The sequence below is a fragment of the Thiomicrorhabdus sp. Milos-T2 genome (genome assembly GCF_000702325.1).
In the GTDB taxonomy this organism is placed as follows: Bacteria; Pseudomonadota; Gammaproteobacteria; order Thiomicrospirales; family Thiomicrospiraceae; genus Thiomicrorhabdus.
Map to the genome: position 1 here is coordinate 1,206,183 of NZ_KL370891.1, position 16,576 is coordinate 1,222,758.

Sequence of the window (16,576 nt, forward strand, 5' to 3'; positions counted from 1 at the left end):
TAAAAAATATATTAAAAACTCATGGAGAAAAAAATGAATAAATCTGAATTAGTAAGTGCAATCGCAGAAGAAGCTGGTTTAACAAAAGCAGATGCAGCTAAAGCATTAGATGCAACAGTAGCTTCTATCACTAAAGCAATGAGTACTGGTGATTCTGTTGCTATTATCGGTTTTGGTACTTTTAAAGTAGGTGAGCGTTCTGCACGTACTGGTCGTAACCCACAAACTGGTGCTGAAATGCAAATTCCAGCAGCTAAAGTTCCTAAGTTTACTGCTGGTAAAGCGCTAAAAGAAGCAGTTAATTAATAACTTAGAAATCAGCTGTCAAAAAAATGTAAAAAAACATTTAAATTTGATTGACAAGCTCTCCTAGAACTCTATAATACGCCACATCAATTAAGCACAGCAATACAGGCCACAAGCCATGTAGAGCAAGTTTAATTGGGTGATTAGCTCAGTTGGGAGAGCATCGCCCTTACAAGGCGAGGGTCACTGGTTCGAGCCCAGTATCACCCACCATGGAGTAGTAGCTCAGCTGGTTAGAGTACCTGCCTGTCACGCAGGGTGTCGAGGGTTCGAATCCCTTCTATTCCGCCAAATTTTAAGGCTAGTCTTTGACTGGCTTTTTTATTGCAAATCTTCAGGAGTTTGCAGTAACTATAAGATAAGCATTTTAAGCTCAGTAGAGCATCAAAAATAAGACTTATCGAATATCCTGGGTGATTAGCTCAGTTGGGAGAGCATCGCCCTTACAAGGCGAGGGTCACTGGTTCGAGCCCAGTATCACCCACCATACAATACGGAGTAGTAGCTCAGCTGGTTAGAGTACCTGCCTGTCACGCAGGGTGTCGAGGGTTCGAATCCCTTCTATTCCGCCATTATTTAAAAAGCCGCTAGAGGTTACTCTAGTGGCTTTTTTTATATCAGTAACTTCATTAAAGATTATTCATCTTGTTTACACTATTTATTACTCTTGGAGACCTTTGCACCCAAGGGCATAAACACGAGATAGGTACGAAAGAAAAATGAGAGAATATTTGCCTGATTCTCGACTTACCCCTTCGGGCGTCGAGTTCTTCGTTTGTGGCGGGAAACGCAGGGAATAGCTAGCTATTTGTAAGTTGTCGCCCAACGGAAGTGCCCTTGGGGTACAACAAAAAACAGGTAAATTTTTACCCTCAAGGGGCACCTAGAACCATTTTTACTCGTGCATACTCTCGTGCAAAGGTCTCCTTGGATTTGAGTCTGTTAGAGATAAAAAACCGCAATAAAATGCGGTTTAATTGGCTTTATTCTGGTTTAAGAATCCTACCAGGCCTGGTAGGAACTGAACTAGGTTGAAGCGGTGATATTGTATCCACCATCAACATAGGTAATCTCACCTGTAATACCTGAAGCTAAGTCTGAACATAAGAATGCAGCAGTATTACCGACTTCTTCAATCGAAACATTGCGGCGAAGTGGAGTAGACTGAGCAGCCTTGTCTAACATGCTTCTAAAGTCTTTAATTCCGGCGGCCGCAAGAGTTCTGATTGGTCCAGCAGAAACGGCATTAACGCGAATCCCATCTTGACCAAGGTCAGCAGCTAAGTAGCGCACAGTGGCTTCTAGTGATGCTTTAGCGATTCCCATTACGTTATAGTTTGGTACTGCACGTTCTGCACCAAGGTATGAAACCGTCATAACTGAACCATTTTTTGCTTTTAACATCTCATAGGCAGCTTTTGTACATGCTGTTAAGCTGTATGCACTAATGTCATGAGCAATACTAAAACCATTGCGTGTAGAGGCATCAATCATTCGTCCTTCAAGTTCTTCACGTGGTGCGAATGCCACAGAGTGGACTAGAATATCCAAGCCCTCAGTCCAGTTTTTAGCAAGCTCTGTAAATGTTGCATCTAATTCTGCATCACTTGCAACATCTAATGGAAGGACAATACTAGAACCAAGTTCATCAGCAATTTTTTCTACACGACCTTTTAGCTTTTCATTTTGGTAGGTTAAAGCGATTTCAGCTCCTTGCTCATGCATTTGCTTAGCAATACCGTAAGCGATAGATTTATTATTTGCCACACCGATAATTAAGGCTTTTTTTCCAGTTAGGAATCCCATATTGTTCTCCAATAGTGATTTTAGACAAAGACATTCAATGAGTTCTCTTATTGGGTAAAAACTCAATTAAGTGAATTGAATGCCATTAAAATTTATAGGCATTATAACGCTAAATTATTGGTTATAATGCTTGAAGTTATTAAAATTGATTACGATAGAAACACGATTTAAGTATTAACTTTATGAGACCTTTGCACCAGAGTATGCACGAGTAAAAATGGTTAAAATTCACCCGATTTTTGTTGAAAAACTTGCGAATAGCTAGCTATTCCCTGCATTTTCCGCCGCAATCAGGCAAATTTCCCCTCATTTTTCTTTCGCGCCTATCTCGTGCAAAGGTCTCATTATTCTATTGTCACGGGGCTACTAAACGTTGTATTTATTCTGCGTTATAAGCTATAGATTTAAACCATAGATTTAAACCATAGATTTAAAACACATAGGTAAAAAGTTGTTTAATACGACATATCAAGAAAAACAGAATGACAAACAGAGCTTCACATTATTCAAATGGAGTCTTCTGTTGGTTTTTTTATTGTTGTCTGTTTCTATGAAGTCTTATTCAAATAATTGGAATTCACCATACACAAGCCAACAGGTCAATAAACAGACCTTGTTTAGCTCTTTTAGTTCTCCTCCCAAACATCTTGACCCCGTTGTGTCTTATAACTCTAATGAGTGGGCTTTTTTAAGTCAGGTTTATGAACCACCATTGCAGTACCATTATTTAAAAAGACCTTACCAAGTAGAGCCGCTTACGCTGACAAAAATGCCTGAGGTTAAGTATTTCAATCAGTCAGGTGAGGCTGTTTTAAAAAACAGTTCTGATATTAAGTTTTCAGAGTATCTGTTTGAATTAAAAGATAATATTAAATTTCAAAATCATCCCGCTTTTGTTAAAAATGCGAGCCAATACCTATATCATGATTTAACGCCACAAAAACTGGCTTCAATTCATAATGTTAATGATTTTGCACAACAAGCTACACGAAATTTAGAAGCAGCAGATTATGTTTATGCCATTAAAAGAATGGCTTTAAGGCAGAACCATTCTCCTATTTTAGATTCAATGCAATCATATATTGTGGGGTTAAAACCTTTTTCTAAAAAGGTTACAAAGGCTTTTTCTCAGCAATTAAAAGCATCGGGAACAAAAAGTAAAGAGACTTATTTTGATTTAAATAAGTATTCTATTAGTGGTGTGCAAGTCATTGATAAAACGCATTTTAAAATTAAAATAAGGGGTATTTATCCTCAGTTTTTATATTGGCTAACCATGAATTTCTTTGCGCCAATCCCTTGGGAAGCAGATAAGTTTTATAAACAACCAGGCCTGGTAGAAAAAAACATTACGCTTGATACATCACCCGTTGGAACGGGTCCATATTATCTTGCAGAAAATAATCCCAACCGCATTATGCGTTTATTAGCTAATCCAAATTTTCATGATGAATTTTATCCAACTTCTGGGCTTACTAAAGATTCAGATACTGCTTTATTAAAAGATGCCGGTAAACGTTTACCCTTTATTAAAGAGGTGGTTTACAGTTTAGAGAAAGAGAGCGTACCCTTATGGAATAAATTTTTGCAGGGTTATTATGATGCTTCAGGTGTAAGCTCAGATAGTTTTGATCAAGCGGTTTCTGTCTCAGGTTCTGGATCGATGAATCTAACTAAAGCGATGCAAGTCAAAGGGATTAAGTTTTTGAGCCAGGTAGAGCCTACCATTTACTATTTTGGCTTTAATATGACAGATCCGGTGGTTGGTGGCTATTCTGCAAAACAGCAAAAGCTACGTCAGGCTATTAGTATTGCTGTTAACTTTGAAGAGTATATCTCCATCTTTATGAATGGAAGAGGGATTGCCGCTCAAGGCCCAATCCCGCCAGGTATTTATGGATATGAATCTGGAAAAAAGGGGATGAATTCTTTTTTATATAATTGGAATGAGAATCATGCGAGCCGTAAATCGATAGAATACGCTAAAAAGCTTTTGGCTGAAGCGGGATACCCAAACGGACGAAAAGCTAATGGTGAGGTGTTATCGCTTTATTATGATACTGCGGCAACCGGGCCAGACAGCCAATCACAATTAAATTGGTACCGAAAACAGTTTGCTAAGTTGGGTATTAATCTCATTATTAGAGCCACAGATTACAATCGTTTTCAAGATAAAATACGTCAAGCAAAAGGGCAGATGTTTAGTTGGGGCTGGAATGCAGATTATCCAGATCCTGAAAACTTTATGTTCCTGCTTTATGGAGGAAATGCCACCATCAATACCAATGGTGGAGGGGTAAACAGTGCTAACTACGATAACCCTAAATTTAATAAATTGTTTGAGCAAATGAAGACCATGCAAAATGGTCCTGAGCGTTTAGCCATTATTAAAAAAATGGTGCATTTAGTTCAAAAAGATGCTCCTTGGGCTTGGGGGTTCCACCCTAAATCTCTTGCTTTGTATCATAGTTGGTATAAAAATGTCTGGCCAAATGCTTTAGCAAATAACACCATAAAGTATAAAAGAATTGATGTCGAACAACGTTATGCAAAACAGCAAAAATGGAACAGCCCAATTATTTGGCCCATTATTTTAGTCATAATATTTGTTTTACTATCGATTTGGCCTCTTAAAAAAGCCTATCAAAAGCGTCAACAGATTATGCTTAAAAATAAAAAATCACACGATTTGAAATTAAAAGGCGAGGTCAGTTGATGTTTGCCTATATTGTAAGAAGGCTGTTATTTGCCGTGCCTATTTTAATAGGCGTTAATTTAATTACCTTTGCTTTATTTTTTATGGTGAATACACCTGATGATATGGCAAGAGCTCAATTAGGTGCCAAACAGACAACTCCTGAAATGATTCAGTCATGGAAAGTGGATCATGGTTATGACAAACCGCTATTTATTAATACAACAGAACATAGTCATGGATTGTTAACCGATACTTTGTTTATGCAAGAATCCCTAAAGTTATTTAGCTTTGATTTTGGGCAATCTGATTCAGGGCGCCAAATATCTGCTGATATCTATGAAAGAATGTGGCCAAGTTTAGCCATAGCATTGCCTACCTTTATCATTGGTTTGGTGACCAATATTGCAATAGCTCTCCTAATCGTTTTATTTAGAGGTTCTACCTTAGATAGCATTACCATGGGGTTGGCTGTTGCTATTATGTCAATTTCAGGACTTTTTTATATTATTGCCGGCCAAGTCTTATTTAGTAAAACCTGGCACTGGGTTCCTATCTCAGGCTATGCAGAAGGATTAGAGGGAATTAAATTCCTGATTTTGCCCGTGTTAATTGGGGTTTTTTCCGGTATTGGTGCGGGTATTCGTTGGTATCGTAGTATTTTCTTAGAAGAAATTAATAAAGATTATGTTAGAACGGCTCGAGCAAAAGGTTTGTCGGAGATAAAAGTATTATTTGGACATGTTTTACAAAATGGACTATTGCCTATTTTAACCGGTGTCGTGGTAGTGATTCCAACCTTATTTATGGGCAGTTTAATCATGGAATCCTTCTTTGGTATACCAGGCCTGGGTAGTTATACGATTGATGCCATTCAATCACAGGACTTTGGTATTGTTAAGGCAATGGTATTTCTAGGGTCTGTTCTTTATATCGTTGGTTTAATTTTAACGGATATTTCTTATACCTATTTTGACCCTAGGGTGAAGCTCTCATGATGTTAACTTTCTTGTGGACAGACATCATGATTTGGAGCTTATTTGCTCTTATTATTCTTGGTATTTATCAAATATCTAAAGATGCTCAAAAAAGAATACAGTGGAGAAATGTCTTTAAATCAAAGACGGCCATGATTTCTGCGATTATTTTATTGTTTTATTTTGCAATTGCGTTAATGGACTCAATGCATTTTAAATTTGAATCTGCTGAAAACAATACCTTAAACAAAGAGCTTGTTAGCGTTCTTGATATGGGGTTAGAGCACTTAATTCTCAATGCCGAAAGAACTTATTCAGCACCGTTTGCTTTAAAAGAGTACAGCTCTAGTGTGATTTACAATACAACCGGAAATGTTCAGCAAGTTTACCTGCCGTTAAAAAATGTAGCAAAACATATTGATATGCAACAAAGTCTAGTTGCCTATGATGTGATTACTCAAACGGGTTGGGCTTTTTTAATTGCCTTAGTCATCATTATTGCAATTATTTTGATTCACGGTTATTTTCGTCTTAAAAAGCTGGCTATGAGCTCGGCAAGAATAAAAACCGAAAGCCTGCCTTGGTCTGTCGCTTACATAACATTGTTTCTCTTGATTTTTATTGGAACGTGGTTTTATTTATTAAGCTTTGATTATCATGTATTAGGCACCAATAAAGTAGGGGAAGATGTACTTTATCAATCGTTAAAAAGTATTCGCACAGGCGTGCTAATTGGAGGGTTAACAACCGTTGTTATGCTGCCTTTAGCGTTGCTTTTGGGAATAAGTGCAGGCTATTTTAAGGGGTGGATAGACGATGTTATTCAATACCTTTACACCACCTTAAACTCTATACCAGGAGTATTGTTGATTGCGGCGGCGGTATTGGTCATGCAGTCAATAATGAGTACGCATGCTGAATGGTTTGGTAGTACTCAAGAACGTGCTGATATACGTTTATTGTTTTTGATATTTATTTTAGGTATGACCAGTTGGACAGGACTTTGTCGCTTATTGAGAGCGGAAACCTTAAAAATTAGTCAAATAGAATATGTTACTGCCGCTAAAGCTTTTGGTTTAAAACCCTTTACGATTATTCGCAAGCATATCCTTCCAAACTTAGTTCACCTTATTTTAATTGCTCTAGTCCTAGACTTTAGTGGATTAGTTTTAGCAGAAGCGGTTTTATCTTATGTTGGTGTAGGAGTCGACCCAACCATGCCAAGCTGGGGTAATATGATTAACCAGGCTCGTTTAGAAATGGCGCGTGAACCGATGGTTTGGTGGTCGCTGTTATCCGCCTTTATCTTTATGTTTATTTTAGTGTTATCCGCAAACCTTTTTGCCGATAGAGTTCAGTGGGTACTAAATCCACGCTCTGAAAAATAGGAAAAACCATGTCTGAATCTACCGTTTTAAGCGTACAAAATCTAGTATTAAATATTGGCCAAAGTTGCTTAATAGATGATATTAGTTTTGCTATAAAGCCTGCGGAAATTTTTGCTTTAGTGGGTGAATCGGGGAGTGGTAAATCACTAACCTCACTTGCAATCATGCGTCTACTTCCAGAGGTTATTACGGTAGATTCTGGTGATATTGTTCTACAACAACAAAACCTATTTGAATTACCAGAATATCAAATGCAAAAAATACGTGGTAAGCAAGTCGCGATGATTTTTCAAGAACCCATGACTTCCTTAAACCCGGTAATGAAAGTAGGTGATCAAGTTGCGGAAGTACTTCAATTGCACCTGGGTTTAAAAAAACATTCAGCGCGAAAAAAGGTAATCTCTTTGTTTGAAGAGGTGGGTATTCCGGATGCAGAAGCTCGCTTTGATTGGTATCCACACCAACTCTCTGGTGGGCAAAAGCAGCGTGTAATGATTGCAATGGCATTAGCTTGTGAACCAGATTTACTTATTGCAGATGAACCCACAACAGCTTTAGATGTCACCATTCAGGCTCAAGTGCTAGATTTATTAAAGTCGATTCGAGATAAACGAGGCCTGTCTATTTTGTTTATTACCCATGATATGGGTGTTGTGTATGAGATGGCCGATACGGTTGCTGTCATGAAACAAGGTAAAATTGTTGAGCAAGCAGATAAACAAACTTTTTTCAATCAGGCCAAACACCCCTATACACAAAAATTACTAGCGGATGCGGTACCAAAACAAACCTTAAAACCACAGTTAAATTCTACAAAATTATTAGAACTTAATGATTTAAAAGTACATTTCCCAATTAAAAAAGGGTTATTTCAGAGAATGGTCGGAATGGTAAAGGCTGTAGATGGTGTGAGTTTAAGCATTGAAAAAGGTCAAACTTTGGCTTTAGTTGGTGAATCAGGTTCTGGGAAAAGTACCATTGGTCAAGCGATTCTTAAGCTAGTTAATACAACTGATGGCCAAGTTTCTTATGCGGCAGATATCGATAATCAAATTAACCTCACCAATTTATCTGAAAGACAGATGAAGCCGCTACGTAAAAAAATTCAGGTCATTTTTCAAGACCCTTTCTCGGCATTGAATCCAAGAATGACCATCAGTGAGATTATACGTGAAGGAATGGTGAGTCTTAAGGTTGGAAGTCAAAATAAACAAGATCAAGACCAACGTATTGATGAACTGTTAAATCAGGTAGGATTATTAACCGAACACAAGCATCGTTATCCGCATGAGTTCTCTGGAGGTCAACGTCAACGTATTGGAATTGCCAGAGCCTTAGCCGTTGAACCAGAGTTAATTATTTGTGATGAACCTACTAGTGCATTAGATGTAACGGTAAGAGCTCAAGTGTTAGCGCTTCTTGAAGAGCTGCAGAAAAAGTATCAATTGTCTTATTTATTTATTACCCATGATTTATCGATTATTCCAAGCATTGCTCATAAAGTTGCCGTTATGCAAAATGGAAAAGTCGTTGAGCAGGGCACTGTAGAAGAGATTATGCATAATCCACAACAAGACTACACAAAACAACTTCTTAATTCTGCCCCAGAGTTGATTCGCAAAGTAATGTTTGCCTGATATCTTTATAATATCTGCGTAATAATTTTGTATTGGTAAATATGGATAACCATGACCTTTTTAACCATTCATAGGCTCTTGCAAAAGTCTCTTTACATATAGAGACCTTTGCACGAGAGTATGTACGAGTAAAAATGGTTAAAATTCACCTTATTTTTGTTGTAAAACTTGTGAATAGCTAGCTATTCCCTGCGTTTTCCACCGCAATAAGGTAAAATTTTTACCCTAAAGGGGTACTCACGCCTATTTTTCTTTCGCACCTATCTCGTGCAAAGGTCTCATATAAATTTAAATATTTAAGTTACCAGGCCTGGTACATTGATGATTTATAGCTTTTCAATAATTCCAAAATCAGGAGAGGCGGTCATGCTAGGCTTTTCAAAAATACTTGCTAAAATATAACTTGCCATATCTTCTGCTGAGATTAAGTTATTAGGATTTTCTCCTGGGAAAAGCCTACCGCGAGATTCCGTAGCAAAAGTTTCTAATTTTGCAATATAGCAGTTTGTATTGGTTTGTTTAGTTTCAGCTGCAACGGTTTTAAGTAGTTGTTCAAGGCCTGCCTTAGCTACGCCATAAGCACCATAATATGCAGGGTGCGCTTTAATATTGTTATCACTAATAGCAATGAGCTTACCTTTAGGTGAATTTGTTAATAAAGGTAAGGTTTGTTGTATTAAGTGAAAATTTGCATTTAAGTTTGTGTGCAAGACTTCATACCATTGCATATAGTCAAAATGCTCTATCGGCGTAAAGGCGGGCAGTGTTGCTGCATTTAAGAAAACACCGTCTAAATGCCCATATTCATGGTTCAGATTCTCCGTAAGGGCTTTATAGTCATCAATATTCGCGCCCAATAAATCCATTGGATAAAGAGCAACTAAATCAATGTTCCATTCAGATTCTACAATCTCGTCGTAAAAAGCGTTTAAACGTTTTAGCTCCTTATCCAGTAAAATAACTTGATGATTTAATTTAATTAATTGTCGAGCTAAAGCGTTACCTAAGCCTTGTGCCGCACCGGTAATTAGATATGTTTGCATAATTTAGTCTATAACCTTACACGTTCGGTTTGTTGAATTAACTGGATAGTTTTAATAAAGCTTACAAAGATTTAATAAATTGTGACAGTTCATAAGGGGTATGAAAAAACATATCTGCTGGCCAATCTTTTTGAGTGGCTTCTGTTGGTAAATAACCATACATGGCGGCAGCGGTTTTCATCCCTGAATTTATGCCCGCTTCAATATCTCGTGGGTGGTCACCTATATAGATACACTCTTCAGGTTTTACACCACATTGTTCAGCCGCTAAATACATGGGGTCAGGGTTTGGTTTTCTGACGGGTAGGGTATCACCACAAATGACTGATTTAGGTTTACTTTTAAAACGATAATTTTTTAGAAGCTCTTCAGTTAAGTGAGAGGGTTTATTGGTTACGATGCCCCAGGGGATATTTTTAGCGGCAAGTATTTCTAAACCAGAATCTAAACCAGGAAAAATTTGGGTATGGTGATTAATATTATCTAAGTAGTGTTTTAAGAATACCTGTCTACGCGTTTCAAGCTCTTCATCTTGTAACTTAGGAAAGGCAAGTTGAGTCATGGCTAAACCGCCCTTAGAAACTGTACTTCTAATATCTTGATAATTAAGTACGGGTTGCTTATATTCTTGACAGGTTAATTTTAAAGCATATGCAAAGTCATAAGAGGTATCGAGTAAGGTGCCGTCTAAATCAAATAGAACACATTTTATGGACATAAATTTTCTCTGGCCTGTTTAGGTAGTATGTGTAGTTGGATTTTAACTCTAAAGTGCTTTTTGGTAAGCTAAAAGATAGTTAACACTCAGGTCATCATTTAAACCGTAATGATTAAGAAGAGGGTTAAACTCAATACCACTAGCATCTCTAAGGTAAAGATCGGCCTTTCTTGCCATGGCATCCATCTCAGCAGGCGTGATGAATTTTTCATGGGTGTGAGTTCCTTTAGGCACTAAGTTTAAAACTTGTTCAGCAGCAAAAATCGCTAATAAATAGGATTTATAGTTGCGGTTTAGCGTGGAAAAAAACACCCAACCACCTGGCTTAACACATTCTGCAGCAGCTTGAATTATAGATGACGGATCAGGAACATGTTCTAACATTTCCATACAGGTGACTATGTCAAATTGTTCGTTATTCTCTTTTGCAAATTCTTCTGCGGCAATTAACTGATAATTAACCTTAACCCCAGAATCTAATCCATGAAGTTTGGCAACTGTTAACACCTCTTCAGCTAAATCAATTCCGGTTACATCAGCACCATTGGCCGCTAATGATTCAGAAAGAATACCTCCACCGCAGCCAATATCAACGATTTTTTGATTCTTAATTTCATGATGTTTACGCATAAACTCTAAACGAAGTGGATTTATTTTATGCAAAGCACCAAATTCACCTTCTAAATCCCACCAGGTATTTGAAAGTCGATTAAAGTTATCTAATTCATCTTGATCTGCATTATTAGTTTGACTGCTTTCTAAGGCCATAATTTGCTCTTAATTTATTCAAATGATGTATAAAAAATAAATATCAATCGAAAATTATACGAGATAATCTATTTTCAATGCGATTTTAATGTCTTTAAATCAATAAAAAGCATTTTTTTGAATTTAAATAGCCCTCAGGCGATTTTTATGCATTCTCGATAGGGGGAAGGGTTTGAGATTAAGTTGGCTTTAAAGGCGTTATTTGCTATATAATTAACGTTTTATAGATTTTATTCAAAAAGATGGATATTAGATGTCAGAGTTTGCACGTGAAATTATTCCAATAGCTTTAGAAGATGAGATGGAGCAATCCTATTTAAGTTACGCAATGAGTGTAATTGTAGGGCGAGCGCTTCCAGATGTAAGAGATGGTTTAAAGCCAGTTCACCGTCGTGTTTTATATGCGATGAGTGTACTAAGTAATGACTTTAATAAGCCATATAAAAAATCGGCACGTATCGTCGGTGATGTAATTGGTAAATATCACCCGCATGGGGATACGGCAGTTTATGACACGATTGTTCGTATGGCTCAGCCATTCTCGTTACGTTATATGCTGGTTGATGGTCAAGGTAACTTTGGTTCGGTTGATGGTGATTCACCTGCGGCTATGCGTTATACCGAAATTAGAATGGCCAAGATTGCGCATCAGCTATTAGCAGATCTAGAAAAAGAAACAGTTAATTTCGCAGAGAACTATGACGGCTCAGAATCGGAACCTACCGTATTACCAACACGTATTCCAAACTTATTAGTTAATGGTTCATCCGGTATTGCCGTTGGTATGGCTACCAATATCCCTCCACACAACTTAACTGAAACCGTTAATGCCTGTTTAGCATACATTGAAAACCCTGAGATTGATGTAGCAGGCCTGATGGAACATATTCCTGGTCCAGATTTTCCAACGCATGGTTTAATTAATGGAACATCTGGAATTCGCGAAGCCTATGAAACTGGACGTGGACGTGTCAAAATTCGTTCTAAAACAGCTGTTGAAAACGATAAGTCTGGCAAATCACAAATTATTGTTAATGAACTGCCTTACCAGGTTAATAAGGCAAAACTGATTGAACGTATTGCTGAATTAGTTAAAGAGAAAAAGATTGAAGGTATTACCGGCTTAAGAGATGAGTCTGATAAAGACGGTATGCGTATCGTTATTGAGCTTCGTCGCGGTGAAGTGCCAGAAGTCATTATTAACAACCTATACAAACAAACATCAATGCAAACAGTATTTGGTGTAAACATGGTTGCCTTAATTGATGGCCAGCCCAAACTGCTTAATTTAAAACAAGTGGTTGAAGCTTTTGTTAAACACCGTCGTGAAGTGGTTACTCGTCGTACCATTTTTGACTTACGTAAGGCTCGTGAAAAAGCTCATATTTTAGAAGGTTTAGCGGTTGCGTTAAACAATATTGATGAGATGATCGAGTTAATTAAAGCCTCTCCCAGCCCAGCAGTTGCTAAAGAGCGTATGCTTGAAAAAGCGTGGGCAATTGGAAAAGTGGTTGACCTTCTTGAAAATGTAGAAATGAAGGACGTACGTCCGGAAGACTTACCAGAAGGTTTTGGTGCAGAGGGTACTACTTATAAATTATCGCCAACTCAAGCTCAAGCTATTCTTGAAATGCGTTTACACCGTTTAACGGGGTTAGAGCAAGATAAAATAATTGAAGAGTACAAAGGCTTAATTCTTAAAATCGCTGAGTTCTTAGAAATTTTAAGAAACCCTGATCGTTTGACTGAGGTGGTTAAAGAAGAGTTAGTTGAAGTCATAGAAAACTTTGGTGATGCTCGTCGTACAGAAATTGATTACAGCTATCAAGATTTAGATGCAGAAGACTTAATTGCGGTTGAAGATCGTATTGTGACTTTGTCGCAAGATGGATATATTAAAACTCAACCATTAAGTGATTATCGTGCACAAAAACGTGGTGGTCGTGGTAAGTCGGCAACCGCCATGAAAGAAGAAGATGAAGTTGGCCAACTATTTGTAGCAAGCACGCATGACATGTTGTTGTGTTTCTCAAACAAAGGTAAATTGTACTGGCAAAAAACATGGCAATTACCTTTAGCTAGCCGAGGAAGTCGTGGTAAACCGATTATTAATGTTTTACCTCTAGAAGCAGATGAGCATATTACTTCTGTACTACCGGTTAATGAATTTGATGATCGTGTTGTCTTTATGGCAACTCGTAACTCAGTTGTTAAGCGCGTAGCTTTAAAAGATTTCTCTCGCCCGCGTGCTAACGGGATTATTGCGGTTGATCTACTGGACGATGATGAATTAGTCGGTACAGCATTAACCGATGGTGAACAAGAAGTTATGTTGTTTAGCAATATCGGTAAGGCGATTCGATTTAAAGAAAGTGATGTTCGTGTAATGGGGCGTACAGCCCGTGGTGTTCGCGGTATGAAGCTAGCTGATAATGCTAAAGTTATTAGTATGCAAATAGCCAGACCAGGAGCATTAATTCTTACTGCGACAGAAAATGGTTTTGGTAAATGTACTCCTGTAGAAGATTACTCAACCATTAATCGTGGTGGACAAGGTGTTATCTCTATTAAAACAACTGAACGTAATGGTTCGGTCGTTTCTTCCGTTTCAGTTTCTGAAGATCAAGAGGTTGTATTAATAACAAATAAAGCCACATTGGTGAGAACTCGTGTTGGTGAGATATCAGTTGTTGGTCGCAATACTCAAGGTGTTAAGTTAATTAACGTTGGAAAAGGCGAGCAGGTTGTAGGGTTAGCCGTTGTTGATATTGAAGATGACGAAGAGCCTTTAGATGAAAATGGCGAAGCCAATATGGTTGATTCAACAGTAGCTGAAGCTACCACAGATTCAGCATCTAGCGACACTCAAGAAACTACTGAAGAATGATTAAAATAACCGACTATTTAATCTAAATAGTTGGTTATCTATATGGGTGCCTTCTTAAATAATGAAGGTATCCTTTTGATATTTAAGGATATAAAAAATGGCGAGAGCATTTAACTTTAGTGCTGGTCCAGCAATGTTACCTGAAGCGGTAATGCGAAAAGCAGAGTCTGAATTTTTGAACTGGCAAAATACAGGTATGTCAGTGATGGAGATGAGCCATCGCAGTAAAGAGTTTATGGGCGTGGTTCATAAAATGGAAGCAGACTTACGTGAAGTCATGCAAATTCCTGATAACTATAAAGTGATCTTTACGCATGGAGGAGCTTCATTGCAGTTTGCAGCGATTCCAATGAATTTAGCTCAACAAAATGACACTGTAGATTATTTAAATACCGGTGTTTGGTCAACTAAAGCGATTAAAGAAGCTTCTCGTTATGCCAATGTTAATGTTGTTGCGGGTGAAAAAGAGTCTAATCCCACAGAAGTTCCTGCAAAAAGTGAATGGAAGTTTTCTAGTGATGCGAAATATATTCATATCTGCGTCAATGAAACCATTACGGGTTTAGAGCTTAAAGATGAACATTTAGAGACAGTATTTGCACAAGGTAAACCTGTTATTGCGGATATGTCATCCAATATTATGTGTCGCGAAATAGATGTCAGTAAATATGCCATGATTTATGCCGGTGCCCAAAAAAATATTGGGCCTGCAGGTTTAGCTATTGTGATTGTACGTGAAGATTTATTAGGAAAAGCGCGTTCAGATACTCCTACATTGATGAATTGGAATGTATACGCTAACAATGAATCTATGTTTAATACACCAGCAACCTATTCTTGGTATTTAGCAGGCCTGGTATTTGATTGGATAAAAACAACGGGTGGTGTAAAGCATTTAGCGGATGTTAATGCACGCAAAGCCACCAAGCTTTATGAATACATAGATTCAGAAGACTTCTATAAAAATAGTATTAATCCATCAGAACGTTCTTGGATGAATGTTACCTTTAATCTAAAAAACAATGACTTAGATGCAGTATTTTTAGAGAAATCTAAAGAAGCAGGCCTGTTAAGTTTAAAAGGTCATAAAGCATTTGGCGGTATGAGAGCAAGTATCTATAACGCTATGCCAGAAGCAGGGGTTGACGCTCTAATTGAGTTTATGCGTAAATTCGCTGCTGAAAATGCATAACCACCTTGTAAATAGGTCTCAACGTATTTTATCGTTTTAATTCATAGGTTAATAATGACAACTGAACAGGCACAACTGACAGAAATCCGTAATAAAATTGACTCTATTGATGAGCAGATTCAGCTTTTAATTGGTCAACGAGCAGAGTGTGCTCAAAAAGTTGCCGATATTAAAACTCAAGGTGGAAATGTTGATGCCGTATTTTACCGACCTGAACGTGAAGCTCAGGTTTTAAGATCGGTTAAAGCACGTAATACTAGTTTGTTGCCAGATGTTGAAATGGCAAAGCTTTTTAGAGAAATTATGTCAGCCTGTTTGGCTTTAGAACAGCCGGTATCCGTTGCTTATCTAGGGCCAGAAGGAAGTTATTCTCATGCCAGTGTTGTTAAGCAGTTTGGCTCATCAGCTCAAGCGATTGCCGTAACCACAATCGAAGACGTTTTTGCTACGGTTGAAAAAGGTGAATCCAATTACGGGATTGTTCCGGTTGAAAACTCATCTGAAGGCGTGGTGAAATCCTCTCAAAATGAGTTGATTAAAAGCAACCTTAAGGTTTCAGGGGAAGTTGAGCTGCCGATTCATCACTGTTTGATGTCAAAATCCACTTCTCATAAAAGCATCAAAAAGGTTGTAGCCCACCAACAAGCTTTAGGGCAGTGTGAAGGCTGGTTAAAGAATAATCTACCTTGGGCTGAAGTGGAAGCAGTTCAATCCAATGCTTTGGCGGCTAAATTAGCACAATCAGATAATACGCTAGCAGCCATTGCTTCTGAACAAGCAGCTCAGCTTTATCAGTTAATTATTTTAGATTCTCATATAGAAGACTATAAAGATAATTCGACTAAATTTTGGGTTATTGGAAAAGAAGAAACTCAGCCAAGCGGTGAGGATAAAACAGCGTTAATCATTTCTATTCACAATAAATCAGGTGCGTTATTGGATATTTTGAGCTGTTTTAGTCAGCGTAATATTAATATGACACGCATTGTCTCTAGGCCTTCAACGGATAAAACTTGGGATTATCTATTCTTTATTGATGTTTTAGGGCATCAAAATGATGAAAATTTAAAAGCGGCCTTGCAAGAAGTTCAATCTAAAGCGGCATTTTACAAACTTCTGGGATCATTCCCCGTTTCTCCCTTATAGTCATTTTGACATG

At 37.7% G+C, this 16,576-nt stretch carries 12 protein-coding genes and 4 tRNA genes; 12 read left to right on the forward strand and 4 right to left on the reverse strand.

The features are described from left to right. Positions 1–33 precede the first annotated feature (33 nt). From BS34_RS0105360 to BS34_RS0105380, 5 genes are all read left to right on the forward strand, one after another. Complete coding sequence (locus BS34_RS0105360) at positions 34–306, forward strand: HU family DNA-binding protein (protein ID WP_029407512.1); 273 nt, start codon at positions 34–36, stop codon at positions 304–306. Positions 307–443: 137 nt separating this feature from the next. Next, positions 444–519 (forward strand) — tRNA-Val (locus BS34_RS0105365). A gap of 1 nt (position 520) precedes the next feature. Next, a tRNA-Asp gene (locus tag BS34_RS0105370) sits at positions 521–597 on the forward strand. Between the two features lie 120 nt (positions 598–717). Continuing rightward, positions 718–793 (forward strand) — tRNA-Val (locus BS34_RS0105375). Positions 794–801: 8 nt separating this feature from the next. Then, a tRNA-Asp gene (locus BS34_RS0105380) sits at positions 802–878 on the forward strand. A gap of 454 nt (positions 879–1,332) precedes the next feature. Here BS34_RS0105380 and BS34_RS0105390 read toward each other — a convergent pair. Continuing rightward, positions 1,333–2,112 (reverse strand): enoyl-ACP reductase FabI, encoded by a 780-nt coding sequence (locus BS34_RS0105390; RefSeq protein ID WP_029407514.1) that lies wholly within the window; start codon positions 2,110–2,112, stop codon positions 1,333–1,335. Between the two features lie 451 nt (positions 2,113–2,563). Between BS34_RS0105390 and BS34_RS0105395 the strand changes: the two genes are divergently transcribed. From BS34_RS0105395 to BS34_RS0105410, 4 genes are read left to right on the forward strand one after another with little or no spacing between them, the layout of a single operon-like run. Beyond that, complete coding sequence (locus tag BS34_RS0105395; RefSeq protein ID WP_233993145.1) at positions 2,564–4,828, forward strand: ABC transporter substrate-binding protein; 2,265 nt, start codon at positions 2,564–2,566, stop codon at positions 4,826–4,828. Next, entirely contained in the window at positions 4,828–5,805 is a 978-nt protein-coding gene (locus BS34_RS0105400; RefSeq protein WP_029407516.1) for an ABC transporter permease, read from the forward strand. Before BS34_RS0105395 ends, BS34_RS0105400 begins: the two co-directional genes overlap by 1 nt. After that, positions 5,802–7,172, forward strand: coding sequence for an ABC transporter permease (locus tag BS34_RS0105405; protein ID WP_029407517.1), 1,371 nt, complete (start codon positions 5,802–5,804; stop codon positions 7,170–7,172). Before BS34_RS0105400 ends, BS34_RS0105405 begins: the two co-directional genes overlap by 4 nt. Before the next feature lie 8 nt (positions 7,173–7,180). Further along, positions 7,181–8,809 (forward strand): ABC transporter ATP-binding protein, encoded by a 1,629-nt coding sequence (locus BS34_RS0105410; protein WP_029407518.1) that lies wholly within the window; start codon positions 7,181–7,183, stop codon positions 8,807–8,809. Positions 8,810–9,135: 326 nt separating this feature from the next. Here the strand turns inward: BS34_RS0105410 and BS34_RS0105415 are convergent, their stop codons facing one another. From BS34_RS0105415 to ubiG, 3 genes are all read right to left on the reverse strand, one after another. Next, positions 9,136–9,852, reverse strand: coding sequence for an SDR family NAD(P)-dependent oxidoreductase (locus tag BS34_RS0105415; RefSeq protein ID WP_029407519.1), 717 nt, complete (start codon positions 9,850–9,852; stop codon positions 9,136–9,138). Between the two features lie 61 nt (positions 9,853–9,913). After that, on the reverse strand, positions 9,914–10,570 hold the full coding sequence (locus BS34_RS0105420; protein WP_051640700.1) for an HAD family hydrolase: 657 nt from the start codon (positions 10,568–10,570) through the stop codon (positions 9,914–9,916). Positions 10,571–10,618: 48 nt separating this feature from the next. After that, entirely contained in the window at positions 10,619–11,338 is a 720-nt protein-coding gene (gene ubiG / locus BS34_RS0105425; protein ID WP_029407521.1) for a bifunctional 2-polyprenyl-6-hydroxyphenol methylase/3-demethylubiquinol 3-O-methyltransferase UbiG, read from the reverse strand. A 253-nt stretch (positions 11,339–11,591) separates the two neighbouring features. Between ubiG and gyrA the strand changes: the two genes are divergently transcribed. The 3 genes from gyrA (at position 11,592) to pheA (ending at position 16,563) form a co-directional block, all read left to right on the forward strand. Continuing rightward, positions 11,592–14,225 carry a DNA gyrase subunit A gene (gene gyrA / locus BS34_RS0105430; RefSeq protein WP_029407522.1) on the forward strand — a complete coding sequence of 878 codons (2,634 nt, stop codon included), beginning with the start codon at positions 11,592–11,594 and terminating at the stop codon, positions 14,223–14,225. Between the two features lie 97 nt (positions 14,226–14,322). Beyond that, positions 14,323–15,417, forward strand: coding sequence for a 3-phosphoserine/phosphohydroxythreonine transaminase (gene serC, locus BS34_RS0105435; RefSeq protein WP_029407523.1), 1,095 nt, complete (start codon positions 14,323–14,325; stop codon positions 15,415–15,417). Between the two features lie 54 nt (positions 15,418–15,471). Continuing rightward, the gene (gene pheA, locus BS34_RS0105440) at positions 15,472–16,563 is read left to right on the forward strand and encodes a prephenate dehydratase (protein ID WP_029407524.1); all 1,092 of its coding nucleotides are present in this window, start codon (positions 15,472–15,474) and stop codon (positions 16,561–16,563) included. The last annotated feature ends 13 nt before the right edge of the window (positions 16,564–16,576 follow it).

Bases quoted from the DNA above. Each gene is read 5' to 3' on its own strand.
- serC (WP_029407523.1), top strand. From the start codon at position 14,323: ATGGCGAGAGCATTTAACTTTAGTGCTGGTCCAGCAATGTTACCTGAA.
- pheA (WP_029407524.1), top strand. From the start codon at position 15,472: ATGACAACTGAACAGGCACAACTGACAGAAATCCGTAATAAAATTGAC.
- BS34_RS0105415 (WP_029407519.1), bottom strand. From the start codon at position 9,852: ATGCAAACATATCTAATTACCGGTGCGGCACAAGGCTTAGGTAACGCT.
- BS34_RS0105390 (WP_029407514.1), bottom strand. From the start codon at position 2,112: ATGGGATTCCTAACTGGAAAAAAAGCCTTAATTATCGGTGTGGCAAAT.
- BS34_RS0105405 (WP_029407517.1), top strand. From the start codon at position 5,802: ATGATGTTAACTTTCTTGTGGACAGACATCATGATTTGGAGCTTATTT.
- BS34_RS0105360 (WP_029407512.1), top strand. From the start codon at position 34: ATGAATAAATCTGAATTAGTAAGTGCAATCGCAGAAGAAGCTGGTTTA.
- gyrA (WP_029407522.1), top strand. From the start codon at position 11,592: ATGTCAGAGTTTGCACGTGAAATTATTCCAATAGCTTTAGAAGATGAG.
- ubiG (WP_029407521.1), bottom strand. From the start codon at position 11,338: ATGGCCTTAGAAAGCAGTCAAACTAATAATGCAGATCAAGATGAATTA.
- BS34_RS0105400 (WP_029407516.1), top strand. From the start codon at position 4,828: ATGTTTGCCTATATTGTAAGAAGGCTGTTATTTGCCGTGCCTATTTTA.
- BS34_RS0105420 (WP_051640700.1), bottom strand. From the start codon at position 10,570: ATGTCCATAAAATGTGTTCTATTTGATTTAGACGGCACCTTACTCGAT.
- BS34_RS0105410 (WP_029407518.1), top strand. From the start codon at position 7,181: ATGTCTGAATCTACCGTTTTAAGCGTACAAAATCTAGTATTAAATATT.